The organism is Pseudorhodoferax aquiterrae, from assembly GCF_014652235.1.
Taxonomy (GTDB): Bacteria; Pseudomonadota; Gammaproteobacteria; order Burkholderiales; family Burkholderiaceae_C; genus Pseudorhodoferax; species Pseudorhodoferax aquiterrae.
The window spans coordinates 45,676-62,456 of sequence record NZ_BMYK01000028.1 but is presented as its reverse complement, the minus strand read 5'-3'; the positions used below and the strand labels follow the sequence as shown (position 1 = coordinate 62,456).

Genomic DNA, 16,781 nt, shown 5'->3' with positions numbered 1-16,781 from the left:
GTACGTGGCAAGAGGGGGTGCGGTCGGATGGCCGAAGGTCGTGCGCGGCCATGGGACCCGCATCGCCCACCGCAACGCCAGCTCGAAGCAACAGGCCGGTCTCCGGGCTCGCAAGTTCCGGGCGTCTGTCGCGACACCCGACGCGCGCGGCACCCTTCCCAGGTGCACCGACCCAGTGGTTGTGTTTGCCGCTTGCTTCTCGCACACCGTTGCGGGGGCAGCGCCGGCATCGTGCGGGCCCGAAGGCCTGCACACCGGCTTCCCGTTTAACCCGGCGCGCTTGCGTCGCCGGGCACCTGTTGCAGCGGCGAATGGTAGCAGCCCGGCTGCGGCGCCTTCGCCATCCGCAGGGCCCTGCCGTCAGCGCCGCGGCCCGCCGTGCAGGGCGGTGCCTGGGCCGGGCATTGCGGCCATATTGATTCGATATTTCAATATTGTTCGAAACATCGAACAGTCGCGGCATGGACGAAACCGAAGTCGCTGCCCCTCGGGGCGCTGCCGGTGCGGCTGCGCATCTTCCGCGCCTTGGTGGTGGTCGGCCAGGATGGCCTGACGCCCGGCGTCATGAGCGAGGCGCTCGGCATGCCGAGCACCTCGCTGTCCTTCCACCTGAAGGAGCTCGCGCGCCGGCCCGGCCTGCGGCACCTCGCGCAACACGCTGGCGCTGATCCGCAACAGCGGCGTGGAGCCCGAGGTCATCGAGTACCTGCGCACACCGCCCGACCGGGCAACGCTGGAAGGCCTGGTCACCGCGATGGGCAACGGCGCCCGCGCGCTGCTGCGCCGCAAAGGCATGCCCTACGACGCGCTGGGCCTGGACGATCCGCAGTGGACCGACGCGCAGCTCATCGACTTCATGCTGCAGCCCCCCATCCTGATCAACCGCCCGATCGTCGTCACGCCCCTGGGCACGCGGCTGTGCCGGCCGTCGGAGCTGGAGTTCGTGCTGGACATCCTGCCGAACCCCCAGCGCGGCGCCTTCGCCAAGGAGGACGGCGAGCCGGTCATCGACGCCCACGGACGGCGCGTCGCGCCGGGCTGAGCCGTCCGCTACGCCCGGTCGGCGACGGCGCGCCCGCGCGTCTTCTGCTTGGCGGATGCGTCCGACGGGCGCTTCAGCGCTCGTCTGCTGCAGCGCGCCGGATCGTGCAAGGCACAGTGCGCTGGCGTGCAGCGCACGCGCTCCATCCATCCTGTCCTGCACGCATGCCAGCCGACCACGCCTTCGCCCCTTCCGCCCCCTCCTGCGCGCCTGCCATCCTGGCGCAGCCCCCCGCCGTCCGCCTGTACGGCCCGATCGACCAGGCCATGCTGGCCGAATTCCTGCGCCAGCGCTCCGAAGCCCCGGCCGATGGGCCGGTCGTCGTCGAACTGTCGACCTCGGGCGGCGACGCCGACGTGGGCCGGCGCATCGCGCAGGAGATCCGCAGCTGGCGCCAGGGCGGCGCGGCGCTGTACTTCCTGGGCAAGTCCTACGTCTATTCGGCCGGTGTGACCGTGATGGCGGCGTTCGCACGCGAGCGCCGCTTCCTGACCCGCGACTGCGAGCTGCTGGTCCACGAACGCCGGCTCAGCAAGACGCTGCAGCTCGACGGTGCGCTGCAGGTCTGTCTGGTCCAGGTGCAGAGCATGCTGGCCGAGATCGCCTCGGGCCAGCGGCTCGAGCGCGCCGGCTTCGCCGAGCTGGTGCAGGGCTCCGCGCTGTCGCTGGACGACCTGCAGGCCCGGGTGCGCGACTGCGATTGGTACGTGCCCGCGGCCGAAGCACACGGGCTGGGCCTGGTGGGCGGTCTCGTCGATTGAGGCAGGGCGCGCAGGCCCGGCCTGCGGCGTGCCGGGCGGTGCTGCTGCCGCTGCCAGAATCGGCCGATGCACCAGGAACCCGACTTCTTCCAGAACCTGCGCGCCGAGTTCTCCAGCTGGCGCCTGTGGCTGGACCGCGCCATCGTGCTGGGCTATGCCATTGCTGCCGGGCTCTTCGTCGTGGGGTTCACGGTGGCGGCCGAATGGGCCTTCCATCTGTTCGAGCGCCTGCACCAGTCGCAGGCCTGGGCCGTGCTGCTGTGGACGCCGGCGTGGACCGCCGGCATCGTCTGGGCCACCCGGCGCTGGTTCCCCGGGGCCGGCGGCTCGGGCATCCCGCAGATCAAGGCCGCGCTCGACCCCGCCGTGCTGCCCGAACAGCGCGGCCTGTTCGCCTCGCTGCGCCTGACCCTGGCCAAGATCGGGCTGGGTGTCGCGGGCTTCGCGGCGGGCCTGTCCATCGGCCGCGAGGGGCCTTCGGTGCAGGTGGCCGCCGGCGTCATGCAGCATGCGCGGCGTTGGCTGTCGCCGGCCAGCCAGATCGACACCCGGGCCCTGCTGGTGGCCGGCGGCGCCGCGGGCATCGCGGCCGCGTTCAACGCGCCGCTGGCCGGCGTGGTGTTCGCCATCGAGGAGCTGTCCGGCCGGCTGGAGGCGCGCGCCAGCGGCCTCATCATCACGGGCATCGTGCTGGCCGGTCTGGTGGGCGTCTCGGCCTTCGGCAACACCAGCTACTTCGGCATCATCCGCGTGCCGCCGCTGGGCTGGGACCTGTTCGGCCCCGGCCTGCTGGTGGCCCTGGCCAGTGGCGTGGCGGGCGGCCTGTTCGCACGCCTGATGATCGCTTCGCTGACCGGGTCGCCGCAGCGCCTGAACCGCTGGCGCGCACGCTGGCCCGTGCGCTTCGCCGCCGCGGGCGGGCTCATGGTGGCCGCCATCGGCCTGGCGACCGGCGGTGCCACCTTCGGCGCCGGGTCGGAGGCCGTCAAGCAGATGCTGGCCGGCCACGATGAGCTGACACCGCTGTACACGCTGCTCAAGTTCATCGCGACCTGGCTCACGGCCTGGTGCGGCGTGCCAGGCGGCATCTTCGCGCCCTCGCTGTCCATCGGTGCGGGCATCGGCGATGCCATCGCGCAGCTCGCGGGGCCGGGCCTGGGGCCCGCGCTGATCGCCATGGGCATGACCGGCTTCCTGGCCGCCGTCACGCAGGCGCCGCTGACCGCCTTCATCATCGTGATGGAGATGGTCGACGGGCATTCCATGGTGCTGAGCCTCATGGCCAGCGTCATGCTGGCCAGCCTGGTTTCGCGCATGCTGAGCCGGCCGCTCTACGGCACGCTGGCCGAGCACATGGTGGCTGCGGCTGCGCGGGCCGCAGCGCCGCGTGCCTGAGCGGCACGTCGCGCCGGCCCGTCCTGTGACGCCCAGCCAGCCTGCTCGATGAGCCGGCCGAGTTCGCGCACGGCCGTGTCGCTCCGGCCGGCGGCGTCATCGCCATAGACCAGCGTGAAGTCCAGCACCGGCAGGGGCGGCAGGCCGTCCTTCTCGCCGAGCACCGCCATGCCCGGGCGCAGGTTGTCGCGCGTGAACGGCGCCACGGCCAGCCCGCTCAGCGCCACCGCGCGCAGATCGTGCAGGCTGTGCGAGCTGAAGGCCGCATGCCAGGCGATGCCGGCCTGGTTCAGGGCGTCGATGGCGAGCTGGCGGCACACGCAGGGCGGGGGCGAGTAGGCCAGCGGCAGCGAATCGGCGCGCGGCCAGGTGAAGTCCTGCGCCGCGGCCCAGACCATGGGCGCGCGCTGCAGCAGCCGGCCTGCGGCCGCGCCGGGCGGCGCCACCACCACGGCCAGGTCGAGTTCGCGCTCGCGCACCATGCTGGCCAGGTCCAGCGTGAGGCCCACGCTGACTTCCAGCCGCACCTTGGGGCAGCTCTGCGCGAACTGGCGCAGCAGCTGCGGCAGGCCTTCGCGCATGAAGCTCTCGGGCACGCCGAAGCGCACCGTGCCCTCGATCGGCGAGCAGCGGAAATGCCGCGCCAGCGCCTCCTGCGCCTGCACGATGCGCTGCGCCAGGCGCAGGAAGTCCTCGCCGTCGGCGGTCAGGCGCAGGCTGCGCGTGGTGCGCAGGAACAGCGGGCGGCCGACCTGCTCCTCCAGCCGCCGGATCTGGTGGCTGACCGCCGACTGGGTCAGGTGCAGCTGCTGGGCCGCGCGCGTGAAGCCCTGGGCCGCGTGCACGGCGATGAAGGCCTGCAGCAGGCCGGTGTCGTAGCTCATGGGGCGAGATTAATGAACCTGGCCACTGAATCCCACAAATATTGATCATTTGCTTCATGGGTGAGGGGTCTTGAGAATGGCCAGCCCCGCGTTCCCACTGCCTGCCCATGCCGACCCGCCATCCCGCCCTCGCACTCTCCGCCATCTGCCTGGCCGCGCTGTTGTTCGGCCTGGAGATCTCCAGCGTGCCCATCATCCTGCCCGTGCTGGAGGCGCAGCTGCACGCGGGCTTCCAGGATCTGCAATGGACCATGAACGCCTACACCATCGCCTGCACCACGGTGCTGATGGCGACCGGCACCCTGGCCGACCGCTATGGCCGGCGCCGCGTGTTCGGCCTCAGCGTGCTGGCCTTCGGCCTGGCCTCCCTGCTGTGCGGCCTGGCGCCGCACATGCCCGCGCTGATCGCCGCGCGCTTCGCGCAGGGCCTGGCCGGCGGCGCGATGTTCATCTGTTCCATCGCCATCCTGTCGCACCAGTTCCCCGAGGGCAGGGCGCGGGCGCGGGCCTTCGCGGCCTGGGGCGTGGTGGCCGGCATCGGCCTGGGCTTCGGGCCGGTGGTGGGGGGTGCCATCCAGGCGCTGGCCAGCTGGCACTGGGTCTTCCTCGTGCACGCGCCGCTGGCGCTGGTGTGCCTGGCCCTGGTGCGCGCCGGCGTGGACGAGTCCAGCGATCCGCAGGCGCGCGCGCAGCGGCTGGACTGGGCCGGCATCGCCACGCTGAGCGTGGCCGTGCTGAGCCTGAGCTGGCTCATCACCCAGGGCGCGAGCCTGGGCTGGACCAGTCCCGCCGCGCTGGGCCTGCTGGCCGCCACGCTGGCGGGCCTGGCTTGCTTCGTCGTGGCCGAGCGCCGCCATCCGCAGCCCATGTTCGATTTCGCCGTGTTCCGCATCCGCGACTTCTCGGGCGCCATCCTGGGCTGCGTGGGCATGAACTGCAGCTACTGGCCCTTCATGGTCTACCTGCCGCTGTACTTCACGGCCGGCCTGGGCTGGGACACCACGGCCACCGGCCTGGCCTTGCTGGTCTACACCGTGCCCTTCCTGGTGATGCCGCCGATCGCGCAGTGGCTGCTGTTGCGCTACCAGGCGCGCACGGTCATTCCGGCCGGTCTGTTCACGATCGGCCTGGGCTTCGTCGGCATGCAATGGGGCAGCCGCTGCGCGGACCTGGGCGGCTGGACCGTGCTGCCCGGCGCGCTGCTGGCCGGCATCGGCCTGGGCCTGACGACCACGCCGGCGACCAACATGACGACCTCGGCCGTGCCGCGCGAGCGCGTGGGCATGGCCTCGGGCATGGACACCAGCGCGCGGCTCATCACGCTGGCGCTGAACATCGCGGCAATGGGCGGGGTGCTGGTGGCCGGCATCGCAGCTGCGCTGCGCCCCTTGCTCGGTGAGCATGCGCCGGCACCTCAGCTGCGCACGCTCGCCGAGCAGTTGGCGGGCGGCGACGTGGCGGGCGCGCGGCAGGCACTGGTGGCGCTGGCCGGGCCGGACGCGGCGGCCACGGCGCTGCACGCTGCGCTCACCCATGGCTTCGGTGCGGTGATGCTGTACGGCGCTTGCACGGTCTGGCTCACGGCCGCTGCCAGCTGGGTGGTGCTGCGCCGGCCGCGCCCTGCCGCGGGGGCCGCGGCCACGGCTTGATCCGGACTACGGGCGTTGGCGGTCCAGGGCCCGCGCCTCGGCGCTGGCCTGCAGCAGCGCCAGGGGCGGCTGCAGCCGCCGGGCCAGCACCCTGTGCAATGGTTGCCAGGCCGCCGCCATCGGCGAGGGTTCCTGGCACCAGACCAGGGTGTCGGCAGCGATGCGTCCGGCCGCATGCAGCTGCTGCAGGCGCTCGGTGGCGACGGGGCCGTGCTTCTCCTGCGCGGCCATGTACCACCAGGAGCCGTCCGGTGCGTCAAAGGTGTTCATGCAAGCAACGTAGCAGACGATGAAGGCGTTGGGAATCCGCAGGAAGGAGGAAGTTCCGCCGTGCGAGGCGCCGCGGGCACGCCGCCGCCGTGCGCGCCGCCGGCTGCGCTCGTGCCGGTAGGACAGGGCGCACGCCCGGAGTACCGGCTCGCCTTCGGCGCGGCCACGGGCGCATCCCTAAGGTGAGAAGCAGACCATCCCTCGGACAGGAGCTCCCCATGAACACCCCCACCGCACCGCTGGCCGTCGTCACCGGCGCCTCTTCGGGCATCGGCTTCCATCTCGCGCTGTGTTGTGCCAAGGCCGGCTACGACCTCGTGCTGGCGGCCGACACCTCGCTGGAAACCGTCCAGGCCGCTTGCGAAGCGCATGGCGTCGGCGTGCAGACCCTGCAGGTCGAGCTCGCGAGCCGCGAAGGTGTGGACGAACTGTGCGAGCTTGTCGGCGGCCGCCCCGTCGGCGCGCTGCTGGCCAATGCCGGGCACGGGCTCGGCCATGCCTTCCTCGACCAGCGCTTCGCCGACATCCAGCATGTGATCGACACCAACATCACGGGCACGCTGTACCTGCTGCAGCGACTGGGCCGGCGCATGCGCGACGCCGGCAGCGGCCGCATCCTCGTGACGGGATCGATCGCGGGCTTCCAGCCGGGCAGCTTCCAGGCCGTCTACAACGCCTCCAAGGCCTTCGTCGATTCGTTCACGGCGGCGCTGCGCAACGAACTGAAGGACACGGGGGTCACCGTCAGCTGCCTGATGCCCGGTGTGACCGACACAGAGTTCTTCGAGCGCGCCGGCCTGCTCGACACCAAGGTGGGCGCGGGCAGCAAGATGGACCCGGCCGACGTGGCCGAAGCAGGTTTCGAGGCCATGCAGAACGGCGAGGCCGACGTGGTGGCGGGCCTGAAGAATAAGCTGCAGGTCCTGCTGGCCAAGGTGACGCCCTCGCAGGTGGCGGCCGAACAGCACCGCAAGCTGGCCGAGCCGGGCACGGCCCCGCGCTGATCCAGCGCGCGCTCAGCCGCGCCACGACGGCTGGCGCTGCTGCAGCCAGGCTTCGAAGGCATCGGTCTGCAGCGGCCGCGCGAACAGATAGCCCTGGCCCTTGTCGCAGTCCATGGCGCGCAGGATCTCGGCCTGCCCGACGGTCTCGATGCCTTCGGCCACGGTGCGGAAATTCAGGCTCTTGGCGACCTTGATCGTGGCTTCGACCAGCACGCGGTGGTGGGCGCTGGTCTCCAGCTGGCTGACGAAGGAGCGGTCGATCTTGAGCAGGTCCACCGGCAGCTGGTACAGGCTCGCCAGCGAGGAGTAGCCCGTGCCGAAATCGTCGAGCGCGAGGGTCAGGCCCAGGCGCTTGAGTTCGTGCAGCCGCATCTGCACCGCTTCGTCCTGGGCGGCCAGGCTCTCCGTCACCTCCAGCTGCAACGCGCCCGCCGGCATGCCGGTGTCGCGCAGGATGTCCTCGATGCCGGTGACCAGCGTCGGCTCGGGCAATTGGCCACGCGACAGATTCACGGCCAGAAGCCGCGGGCCGCGCTCGGGGTAGCGCTGCCGCCACTGCGCGAACTCGCGGCATGCGGTGGCCAGCACGACTTGGCCGAGCGCCCCGATCAGCCCCGCGTCTTCGGCGATGCCGATGAATTCCACGGGGGAGAGCGCACCGTGCAGCGGATGCTGCCAGCGCACGAGCGCCTCCACGGCCTCGACCGCGCCGTCGGCCAGCCGGACCACGGGCTGGTAGACGACATGGAGCTCGGGCGTGCCGATGGCACGGCGCAGGTCGTTCTCCAGGTCGGTGCGGCGCCGCGTGCGCTGCAGCATCAAGGTGTCGAACAGCCTGATCCTGGCGCCGCCTTCGCGCTGCGCCTCGGTCATGGCCAGCCGCGCGTGGTAGAGGCTGCGGCCGGGCGTGTCTTCCCCGGGGATGGCGGCGGCCACCCCCATGCTGAAGCTGCACTGCATGCTGCGGTCGCCCAGCACGTAGGGCCTGGCCAGTTCGGTGGCCAGGTGCACGCTCAGCGTGTGCACCGCGGTCGGGGTGTCGTCCAGTTCCGCGACGACGGCGAACTCGTCGCCTCCCACGCGGCCCACCAGCGGACGCGCGGTGCGCGCCAAGGGTTCGAGGCTGGCCGCGACCGTGTCGGGCGCGGGGGGCGCTGCGGCGTCCGTGGCGTCGACCAGGCGCGCAGCGATCAGCCCCAGCAGGGCATCGCCGGCCGTGTGGCCGGCCGAGTCGTTGATGTGCTGGAAGCGATCGCAGTTGAGAAACAGAACGGCGTGCTGGCGCCCCGGTGTGCGCGGCTGCGCCAGCAGCACGGCCAGGTGTTCCTGCACGGCCTGCCGGTTGGGCAGACCCGTGAGGCTGTCGGTGTGGGCTGCCGCTTCGACCCGGCGGCGCTGGCGGCGCTCCTCGTGCGTGGCGTCGTGCAGCACGGCCGTGAGCCGGCCGTCTTCGGCACGGAACAGGCTCAGCGACAGCGTCGCGCGCTCGCCGTTGCGCTGCGCGCCTGCGAAGCGCTGTGCCACGCACACCGGCCCCGCCGCCGGCCCATGGGCGGCCACGCGTGCGCGCAGGCCGGGCAGGGCCACGGCGAGCGCGTCGAACAGGTTGTCCATCGACGCCGTGCCGGCGAGTGGCAGCAGCAGCTGCGCCGCCATCGGCGTCATGAGGGCGATGGCGCCTTCGGCGTCGGCATCGATCAGTCCGACCGGGCTGCGGTACAGGAACTGGAGCAGGTCCTGCTCCGTCGGGCCGCCCGCGCTTTGCTCACCCATCTCGGTTTTCCACGGCGCTGGCGCGCAGGCCGCCAGCTGCGCCTCCTCGCGGCGGGATGGGGGTTCTGCACGAAGGGAGAAGTCCGGACCGTGCTGGTTTCATTTCATCGGCTCACCAGGATGTACCGGTGCGCCGCCTGCGGCAGGGCCAGCAGCCGCAGGCGCACGGGCGTGGGCCGCATGCGCAGGGTCAGCACGTAGTCGATCTGTGCGTCCAGGACCTCCTGGCGCTCGGCGGCATCGGCGAAGCGCTGGGCCACGAGGAAGTTGTTCATGCACGGTGCGACGGTGTCGAACACATGCTGGCCCAGCACGCGTTCGGGTGCCAGCCCCGCGGCGACGGACTCGGTGCGGTTGTAGACGCGCACGAGGCCGTGCTGGTCGAAGCCGATGACGCCGACGTCGAGCCGGTCGACGTCCGTGGTTTCGAGCAGGCGCACGGCGTCCTCGGCGTGGGTGGGAAGGTTCATGGCGTCTCCAGACGGGCGAAGCATCCACCCGTGCTGCGTCCGGATGCCGGCACGAGCGGCGCCGGCACGCTGCAGATGCGGTGGGCGGACCGCCGGCCGCGCAGATGGGCTTGCGCCGCACGGCGCTGCATGCGGTTCACGCGTGGCGTCGGTAGTCCGCCAGGAACACCAGGCGCGAGGGCGTGCCCTGGTCCAGCACCGTGAAGCGCAGCAGCTTGATGGACTGCGGGCCGAACTGCGCACGCAGCGGCCCGGTCTGCATGCGGGCTGCCAGGGCGCGCACGGCCTGTTCCTGGCCCTCGACCTCGGCGCTCAGAACACCGGTCGAACAATTGCGCGCGACGCAGCGCGCGAAAGCCGCCGCCTGCTGCAGATCGGGGAAGGACAGTTGTTCGTTCATGGCAGCACCACCTTTGCGACATGCGCGCGGCGAAGCACGCCGCAGACATGTCGCAAATTGTGACGACGCCCCGCACGGTACTGCGTAGGACAGCAGCTTGGATTGCGCCCGGCGTCAACGCTCCTGCGGCTCGGCGGCCTGCGGCCCGGGCCTCGCGGCGGCCGCACAGGGCCACAGCGGCCACAGCATCAGCCGGCTCATCCTTTCCGATTGCGCATAGGCCAGTGCCATCCACAACGAGAAATTCATCATCCGCGCTCTCCTGGTTTGGATTGGATGGCGCCAGCATGCGTGCAGTGCGGTGCGGCATGGGTAGGCGGCAGTTCCGAAGGCGTGTCAGGTGCGGCGTGCGCCGCACACCGGCCGGATGCCCGAGCGCCTGTGCTCGCCGGGCTCCTGGCTTGCCGCAGCTGCGCAGCCCTCCTTGATCTGAAGGATGTGCGCTGGCCCGGACAGGTGCAATCTCCCACGCGATCCAACAGCGCGGGAGATGTCCATGCAGGCATGGGGAGAAGGGCAGGCACGGCCCGACGGTCTGGCGTCGCAGGCGGCCTTGCTGCGCCAGCAGGCCGAACGCGTGCTGGAGCGGCAACTGGCCGAGGATGCGCTGGTCGAGGCCTTGGGCGGCATGGTGGATGGACGGCCGCCCCAGGCGCTGCAACGCCTGATCGGGATCGCTGCCGCCCAGAGCGGTCCCTCGGTCGCCGGCGCAGCCCTGCGTTCGCAGATCCATGCGGCCGCGATGCGCTGCAGCGAGGAGCATGTCGGCGCGCCGGACGGCCGACGCTCGCGGCTGTTCGCCGTGCCGCTGGCCATCGCCGGGCCGCAGCCGCCGCGTCACCGCGACACGGCGCTGACCGGGCCGCAGCAGGCTGCGATCGCCCATGCGCTGCATGGCGCGCAGCTGCGACCGGGGGACGAGCCGGTCCTGCTGCCCTGGTTGCTGAGTGCCCACGAGGCCATGTTTCTGACCCTCGGAGAAGTGCATCTGCTCAAGCTGCATCTGTGCGCCGGCCGGTTCGCCGCGGCCAAGGAGCTCGTTGCCACGGCGACCTCGCAGCGCGATGCCGCGGCGCGCGCGCACCTTGCGCTGGTCGCGCAGACGGAACTGCGCCTGCAGGACCATGTCGTGTTGCTGGTGGGCATGGCGGGCTGTCCGGACGGTGCGGGCACGCCGTTTCTGTACCCCCACGGCGGCCCGCCCTGCACGGATGCAACGCAGCGGGCGCTCGCCGACGCCATCGGATGCGCGCTGGAACTGCTCAAACCCGCGGCCGCCTGGAGCGCGAATGTGCCGGGGTGCAGCGCCGTGCCATGCGCGTTGGGCCTGGAACCTGTGGACGAGCCGGCGCCCCCGGCAGGGTCGACGCGCTGGCATTGAGCCCGACGTGCCGCGCGCGCCGCGCTGACGCCCGGTGTCCGGTTTGTCCGGCAGCCCTTGGGCGGACGCCCGTGCAGGATCGTGGCTCCACTGCCCGATCGGCCGCCCAGAAAGGAGCAATGCCGATGCACCATCGCGCAGCCGCATGCCTGTCGGAGGCCCAGCGCCTGTCCTCGCTGCACGGGCTCGGCGTGCTGGACAGCGGTCCGGAGGAAGTGTTCGACACCATCGTGCACACGGCCGCACGGGTGTGCGGCACCCCCATCGCCGCGCTGAGCCTGATCGACGCCGAACGCCAGTGGTTCAAGGCCCAGGTGGGCCTGCAGGGGTCACAGACGCCCCGGGAGGCGGCGCTGTGCCACCACGCGATCCAGGGCGACCAGCTGCTGCTGGTGCCGGATGCGACCAAGGACGCGCGCTTTCGCGACAAGTCCAGCGTGCGCGGCCCCCCCGGCATCCGCTTTTACGCGGGAGCGCCGCTGGTGCTGTCCGATGGCGCGCGCATCGGCGCGCTGTGCGTGGCGGCTCCGCACCCGTGGCGCCTGGAGGACGGGCAGATCGACATGCTGCAAGCGCTGGCGGCCATTGCCACGCAGGCCCTCGAAATGCGCGCGGCGCTGCGCCGCGAGGACCGGTTCTGCGCCGACGCTGCGCCGCGGCGTGCCCAGGTCCGCGCGCAGGCGCTGCGGGAACAGGCGTCGCGCGCGGACGACGCGGTCGACGACCAGCTCGTCTATGCACTGCTGCACCGCGCGGGCGACGACACCTGCGGTCGCGCGCGTGCGGAGGAAGCCTTGCGCTCCAGCCAGCAGTTCCTGTCGCAGGCCGGCGAGATCGCCTGCATCGGCGGCTGGGCGCTGGACCTGCGCAGCGGGCACCTGGCCTGGTCCGAGCAGACGCGCCGGGTCCACGAGGTCGACGACAGCTTCGTCCCCACCGTCGAGCAGGCGATCGGCTTCTATGCGCCGGAATCGCGCACGGCCATCCGGGAGGCCCTGGAGGCCGGCATGCGCGCCGGGCGCCCCTGGGATCTGGAACTGCGCCTGGTCACGGCCAAGGGCCGCGCGATCTGGGTCCGCGCGATCGGCGAGGTCGTGTGCGAGCACGGCCGGCCCGTGCGCATGCTGGGCGCGCTGCAAGACGTGACCGAGCGCAAGGGCCTGGAGCAGCTGGTGGCACGCCAGAGCGCGACGCTGCGTGCGGTCATCGAGGCCGTGCCGGCCAACGTGTCGGTGGTCGACCGCCATGGCGTGCTGCAGTTCGCCAATGGCAGCTTCGAGCAATGGTGCGGCGCACCGCGTGCGGAGATCCTGGGCCGGCCGCTGGCCGAGGTGCTGGGACGCGCGGAGTACGAGCGCCGTCTGCCCTGGCTCGAACGCGTGGCGGCCGGCGAGACCGTGGGCTTCGAGACGCAAGCCCTGGGCCGGCGCGATGGCGCGCACTGGGCCGTCACCTGCATTCCGCTGTGGAACGAGCCGGGCCGCACGGACGGCTTCGTGCAGGTCGCGCATGCGGTGCACCGGCACCGCGTCGGCGAGGGCCCGCTGCTGCCGCAGGGCCAGCGCGACGCGCTGACGGGGCTGCTGAACCGGGCGGGCTTCGTCGCCTACATGGAGCGCCAGATGGCGGAGAACGGCGGTGCCCGGCTGGCGGTGCTGTGCATCGAGCTGGAGCCGGACGCCGCCGTGCCGGCGCTGCAGGGCCCGGCCGTGCGCGACCGGCTGCTGCAGCTGCTCGCGCAGCGCCTGGGTGGACTGGTGCGGCCCCGCGATGCGGTCGCACGCCTGGGGCGCAGCACCTTCGCCGTCGCGCTGGCCGAGATCGCCGATGCGCAGCATGCCGGCGCGGTGGCCGGCAAGATCAGCGCGGCCGCACAGGATCCGTTCGAGATCGAATCGCAGCGGGTGGCGAGCACCGTGCGCATCGGCGTGGCCTGGGGCCTGTCCCCGGGCCAGTCCTGGACGGTGCTGCTGGCCCGGGCCGATGCGCTGCTGCACCGCATTCCCGCGCATTGAAGGCGCCACGGCGGTGGGGCGAGCCGCGCTGCGGCCGGCGCTCGACCTGTCAGGTTTACCAGCCAGACGGGACGAAGCTGCCATGCGGGTTCTCTAAGATCGGGCGCACACACGAACGGGAGGCGACGTGGCCGATGGAGAGCGCGTAGGGCAGGCAGCCGCGGGGGACGGCGAGGACGCCTTGCTGGAGCTGCTGCGCCGCATGGAACGGGCGAACTTTCCGTTCCGCGTCGCCACCCCTGCGCTGGTGGCGCAGGTCGAGGCGCTGCTGCGCGCCGGCCTCGTCGAAGGCGGTATCGGCCGCTCGGCCGCCGACGCCGGAACGATCGCCGTGGTGCGCCGGATCTCCGCGCTCGGACGGGCCCGGCTCGCGCTGACGCGTGATTCGGCGCGCGGCGCGCTGGAGTGGTAGGGCCGAGCGGCTGCGGCCGGCGCGGCCTGCAGCCGCCCAGCGCGCGGCCGTGAGGGCCGTTCTCAGCGGATGATGGACACCAGCACGCTGCAGTGCGCGTGCTCGATCAGCGCGCCGGAGATGGCGCCCTGCCACCAGCGCGCGGCCCAGTTCTCCAGGTGCTTGTGGCCGACGACGATGAGATCGGCATCGATCTCCTTGGCGCGGCGCGTGATCTCGGTGACGGAGTCGCCGGTCACGACTTCGCCGCTGACCTGGTGGCCGGCCGCGCGCAGCCGCGCCAGGCCGGCGTCCAGCACCGACTGGTGGCGGCCGCGCTCGCGCTCCTCGGCCACCTGGTCGTACACCCCGACCTCCAGGCCGATGGAGCCCACGTGCAGGGGCATCACGGCGATCAGCGTCAGGGCCGCACCGCTGAGGTGGGCCAGGTCGCCGCAGTCGAGCAGGGCCTTCTGTCCGGCCTCGGAACCGTCGTAGGCGAGCAGGATGCGCTTGTACATGGCGGAACTCCCTGGGTTGTGGTGAAGGCAGTCTAGGCAAGCGCCGTGTTCGCGTCGAATCGGGGATTGCCCTTGTGCGGGTGTAGGCTTGGTCCTGCACCGGGCCCAGGCCGCGGCCGACGACGGCAGCGGCCTGGCAGCGACGCAGTGCAGCGGCACTCCCGCCTATGGTGGGCGCTTCGCTGTGCGAAGCCGCACAAGAATCGACGAGAACGAGGCCTTGCATGACCGTTTCCTCTCGCCCTGCCGACCTGTCGGCCGTGTCGCCGCCGCGCCAGGGCCTGCTGCAGCGCCTGGCGGCGGTGCGGGCCCATTCACTGGCCCTGGCCGCGCCGCTGTCGGCCGAGGACCAGTGCGTGCAGTCCATGCCGGACGCCAGCCCGACCAAATGGCACCTGGCGCACACCAGCTGGTTCTTCGAAGCGGTCGTGCTGCAGCCGCTGTGGCCGGGCTATGCGGCCTTCGACGCGCGCTTCTTCTACCTCTTCAATTCCTACTACGAGGCGCTGGGGCCGCGCCACCCGCGCCCGCAGCGCGGGCTGCTGACGCGGCCCTCGGTCGAGCAGGTGCTGGCGTACCGGCGCCATGTGGACGCGGCCATCGAGCGCTTCGCGGTCGAGGCCGACGTGCAGGCCTGGGCCGCGGCGGCACCGCTGCTGGAACTGGGCCTGCAACACGAGCAACAGCACCAGGAGTTGTTGCTGACCGACATGCTGCACGCGCTGTCGTGCAACCCCTTGCTGCCGGCCTATACGCCGGCCGAGGGGGCACCGCTGCGGCTGGTGCGCGAGCAACCCGAGCCGCTGCGCTGGCTGCGCCGGCCCGAGGCCATCGTCGAGGTCGGCCATGACGGCACCGGCTTCGCCTTCGACAACGAGGGCCCGCGCCACCGCCGGCTGCTGCCGGCCTACGAGATCGCCGACCGGCTCGTGAACTGTGGCGACTACCTGCGCTTCGTGCAGGATGGCGGCTACCGCCGTGCCGGCCTGTGGCTGTCCGACGGCTGGGCCCAGGTGCAGGCGCAGGGCTGGCAGGCGCCGGCCTACTGGCTCGCGCCCGGCGACCCGCGCGCGCCCTCGGACGACTGGCAGGTCTTCGGCCTGGCCGGCGTGCAGCCGCTGGACCCGGCCGAGCCCGTGATGCAATTGAGCTTCTACGAGGCCGCGGCCTATGCCGAATGGGCCGGTGCGCGGTTGCCGACCGAGTTCGAATGGGAGGCCGCGCACGCTGCCGCGGGCCTGCGCGACATGGCGGGCAAGGTCTGGCAGTGGACGCGTTCGTCCTACGAGCCCTATCCGGGCTTCAAGCCGCTGGCCGGCGCCGTGGGCGAATACAACGGCAAGTTCATGGTCGGCCAGATCGTGCTGCGTGGCGCCAGCCTGGCCACGCCGGCGGGCCACGCACGGCCCAGCTACCGCAACTTCTTTCCCCCGCACGCGCGCTGGCAGTTCTCGGGACTGCGGCTGGCGCGCGATCCACAAGCCTGCACCACAGCCAGCCAGGAGACCGCCGAATGAGCTTCGTCATGCAACCCCATCTGCGTGTGGTGGACAGCGCGCCCGAGCGCGACTTCCGCGCCGACATGCACGCCGCCCTGCGCGCGCCCCGGCGCAGCATCTCGCCCAAGTACTTCTACGACGCGCGCGGCTCCCAGCTGTTCGACGCGATCTGCGAACTGCGCGAGTACTACCCCACGCGCACCGAACTGGCGTTGCTGCGCGGCCATGCCGGCGAGATCGCTGCGCTGGCGGGCCACGACGCCGAGGTCGTGGAGTTCGGCGCAGGCTCGCTGCGCAAGGTGCGGCTGCTGCTCGACGCGCTCGACAGCCCGGTCGGCTATGTGCCGATCGACATCTCGGGCGAGCACCTGGAACAGGCGGCCACCCAGCTGCGCGGCGACTACCCCGGCCTGGCCGTGCACCCGGTCGTGGCCGACTACACGCAGCCCTTGCAACTGCCTGCCGGCACGCGCAAGGCTGGCATGCGGCTGGGCTTCTTCCCCGGTTCGACGATCGGCAACTTCGACCCCGAGCAGGCGCTGCGCTTCCTGCGCATGGCCGCGCGCGTGCTGCGCGGCGGCGCGCTGCTGCTGGGCGCCGACCTGGTGAAGGACCCGGCCGTGCTGCATGCGGCCTACAACGACGACGCGGGCGTCACGGCCGCCTTCAACCTGAACCTGCTGGCGCGCGCCAACCGCGAGCTCGGCACGGACTTCGACCTGGACGGCTTCGCGCACGGCGCCTTCTACAACAGCCCGCGTCGGCGCATCGAGATGCACCTGGTGAGCCGCCGCGCCCAGCGCGTGCAACTGGATGGCCAGAGCTACACCTTCGAGGAAGGCGAGACGCTGCACACCGAGAACTCGCACAAGTTCACCGTGGACGGCCTGCGCGCGCTCGCGCAGGAGGCCGGCTTCACGCCGGGGCCGGTCTGGACCGACCCGAACCGCCTGTTCAGCCTGCACTGGCTGGTCGCTCCGGCATGATGGGCATTTTTGAGGAGCGACCGATGAAAGCAGTCTGGAACGGCAAGACCATCGCCGAGAGCGACGACCTGGTGCTGCTCGAGGGCAACCAGTACTTCCCGATGTCCTCGCTGAACCGCGCCTACGTGAGCTTCAGCAACCACAAGACCACCTGTCCCTGGAAGGGCCAGGCCAGCTACTACTCGCTGCTGGTCGACGGCGAGCTGAACCAGGATGCGGCCTGGTACTACGCCGATCCCAAGCCCGAGGCGGCCGAGATCAAGGACCGCGTGGCGTTCTGGAAGGGCGTCAAGATCGAGCCCTGAGTTTGCATGCACGGCGCCCTGTTGCGCCACAGTCA

At 71.8% G+C, this 16,781-nt stretch carries 18 protein-coding genes, 1 pseudogene and 1 riboswitch; of the genes and pseudogenes, 12 read left to right on the top strand and 7 right to left on the bottom strand.

What is annotated here, in order from left to right:
* Window positions 1–76: 76 nt before the first annotated feature.
* Window positions 77–315, bottom strand: a riboswitch (cobalamin riboswitch).
* A 63-nt stretch (window positions 316–378) separates the two neighbouring features.
* The 4 genes and pseudogenes from IE209_RS34470 to IE209_RS27930 all read left to right on the top strand — a co-directional run.
* Window positions 379–570, top strand: a pseudogene (locus tag IE209_RS34470) (hypothetical protein); the annotation flags it as partial.
* Between the two features lie 88 nt (window positions 571–658).
* Window positions 659–1,042, top strand: coding sequence for an ArsC/Spx/MgsR family protein (locus tag IE209_RS27940; protein WP_189690177.1), 384 nt, complete (start codon window positions 659–661; stop codon window positions 1,040–1,042).
* 164 nt (window positions 1,043–1,206) lie between these two features.
* Entirely contained in the window at window positions 1,207–1,803 is a 597-nt protein-coding gene (locus IE209_RS34395) for a Clp protease/crotonase-like domain-containing protein (protein ID WP_189690180.1), read from the top strand.
* Between the two features lie 66 nt (window positions 1,804–1,869).
* The gene (locus tag IE209_RS27930) at window positions 1,870–3,198 is read left to right on the top strand and encodes a chloride channel protein (RefSeq protein WP_189690157.1); all 1,329 of its coding nucleotides are present in this window, start codon (window positions 1,870–1,872) and stop codon (window positions 3,196–3,198) included.
* Here the strand turns inward: IE209_RS27930 and IE209_RS27925 are convergent.
* Window positions 3,135–4,082 (bottom strand): LysR substrate-binding domain-containing protein, encoded by a 948-nt coding sequence (locus IE209_RS27925; RefSeq protein ID WP_189690156.1) that lies wholly within the window; start codon window positions 4,080–4,082, stop codon window positions 3,135–3,137. The two genes, IE209_RS27930 and IE209_RS27925, sit on opposite strands and share 64 nt — an antisense overlap.
* A 107-nt stretch (window positions 4,083–4,189) precedes the next feature.
* Here IE209_RS27925 and IE209_RS27920 point away from each other — a divergent pair, with 107 nt between their 5' ends.
* A complete protein-coding gene (locus tag IE209_RS27920; RefSeq protein ID WP_189690155.1) occupies window positions 4,190–5,731 on the top strand; it encodes an MFS transporter in 1,542 nt (513 codons plus the stop codon).
* Window positions 5,732–5,737: 6 nt separating this feature from the next.
* Here the strand turns inward: IE209_RS27920 and IE209_RS27915 are convergent, their stop codons facing one another.
* Window positions 5,738–6,001 (bottom strand): DUF4339 domain-containing protein, encoded by a 264-nt coding sequence (locus IE209_RS27915; protein WP_189690154.1) that lies wholly within the window; start codon window positions 5,999–6,001, stop codon window positions 5,738–5,740.
* A gap of 218 nt (window positions 6,002–6,219) precedes the next feature.
* Between IE209_RS27915 and IE209_RS27910 the strand changes: the two genes are divergently transcribed.
* A complete protein-coding gene (locus IE209_RS27910) occupies window positions 6,220–7,005 on the top strand; it encodes an SDR family NAD(P)-dependent oxidoreductase (RefSeq protein ID WP_189690153.1) in 786 nt (261 codons plus the stop codon).
* A 12-nt stretch (window positions 7,006–7,017) separates the two neighbouring features.
* On the opposite strand, the gene IE209_RS27905 is transcribed toward IE209_RS27910, so the two are convergent.
* The 4 genes from IE209_RS27905 to IE209_RS34245 form a co-directional block, all read right to left on the bottom strand.
* Complete coding sequence (locus IE209_RS27905) at window positions 7,018–8,778, bottom strand: putative bifunctional diguanylate cyclase/phosphodiesterase (protein WP_189690152.1); 1,761 nt, start codon at window positions 8,776–8,778, stop codon at window positions 7,018–7,020.
* 104 nt (window positions 8,779–8,882) lie between these two features.
* Window positions 8,883–9,248, bottom strand: a complete 366-nt coding sequence (locus tag IE209_RS27900) for a PAS domain-containing protein (protein WP_189690151.1) — start codon at window positions 9,246–9,248, stop codon at window positions 8,883–8,885.
* Between the two features lie 136 nt (window positions 9,249–9,384).
* Window positions 9,385–9,648: a hypothetical protein gene (locus tag IE209_RS27895; protein WP_189690150.1), complete on the bottom strand. Its 264-nt coding sequence runs from the start codon at window positions 9,646–9,648 to the stop codon at window positions 9,385–9,387.
* Window positions 9,649–9,762: 114 nt separating this feature from the next.
* Window positions 9,763–9,897, bottom strand: coding sequence for a hypothetical protein (locus IE209_RS34245; protein ID WP_268245979.1), 135 nt, complete (start codon window positions 9,895–9,897; stop codon window positions 9,763–9,765).
* 304 nt (window positions 9,898–10,201) lie between these two features.
* On the opposite strand from IE209_RS34245, the gene IE209_RS27890 reads away from it, so the two are divergent.
* From IE209_RS27890 to IE209_RS27880, 3 genes are all read left to right on the top strand, one after another.
* Window positions 10,202–11,029 (top strand): hypothetical protein, encoded by an 828-nt coding sequence (locus IE209_RS27890; protein ID WP_189690149.1) that lies wholly within the window; start codon window positions 10,202–10,204, stop codon window positions 11,027–11,029.
* A gap of 125 nt (window positions 11,030–11,154) precedes the next feature.
* A complete protein-coding gene (locus tag IE209_RS27885) occupies window positions 11,155–13,044 on the top strand; it encodes a sensor domain-containing diguanylate cyclase (protein ID WP_189690148.1) in 1,890 nt (629 codons plus the stop codon).
* A gap of 181 nt (window positions 13,045–13,225) precedes the next feature.
* Entirely contained in the window at window positions 13,226–13,456 is a 231-nt protein-coding gene (locus IE209_RS27880; RefSeq protein ID WP_189690147.1) for a hypothetical protein, read from the top strand.
* A gap of 62 nt (window positions 13,457–13,518) precedes the next feature.
* Here IE209_RS27880 and IE209_RS27875 read toward each other — a convergent pair whose 3' ends face one another.
* Entirely contained in the window at window positions 13,519–13,956 is a 438-nt protein-coding gene (locus IE209_RS27875) for a universal stress protein (protein WP_145549413.1), read from the bottom strand.
* 224 nt (window positions 13,957–14,180) lie between these two features.
* Between IE209_RS27875 and egtB the strand changes: the two genes are divergently transcribed.
* The 3 genes from egtB to IE209_RS27860 all read left to right on the top strand — a co-directional run bounded on the left by egtB (window position 14,181) and on the right by IE209_RS27860 (window position 16,746).
* Entirely contained in the window at window positions 14,181–15,473 is a 1,293-nt protein-coding gene (gene egtB / locus IE209_RS27870; protein ID WP_229883089.1) for an ergothioneine biosynthesis protein EgtB, read from the top strand.
* Window positions 15,474–15,538: 65 nt separating this feature from the next.
* Window positions 15,539–16,441: an L-histidine N(alpha)-methyltransferase gene (egtD, locus tag IE209_RS27865; protein WP_229883093.1), complete on the top strand. Its 903-nt coding sequence runs from the start codon at window positions 15,539–15,541 to the stop codon at window positions 16,439–16,441.
* A gap of 23 nt (window positions 16,442–16,464) precedes the next feature.
* A complete protein-coding gene (locus IE209_RS27860; RefSeq protein ID WP_189690145.1) occupies window positions 16,465–16,746 on the top strand; it encodes a DUF427 domain-containing protein in 282 nt (93 codons plus the stop codon).
* Window positions 16,747–16,781 lie beyond the last annotated feature (35 nt).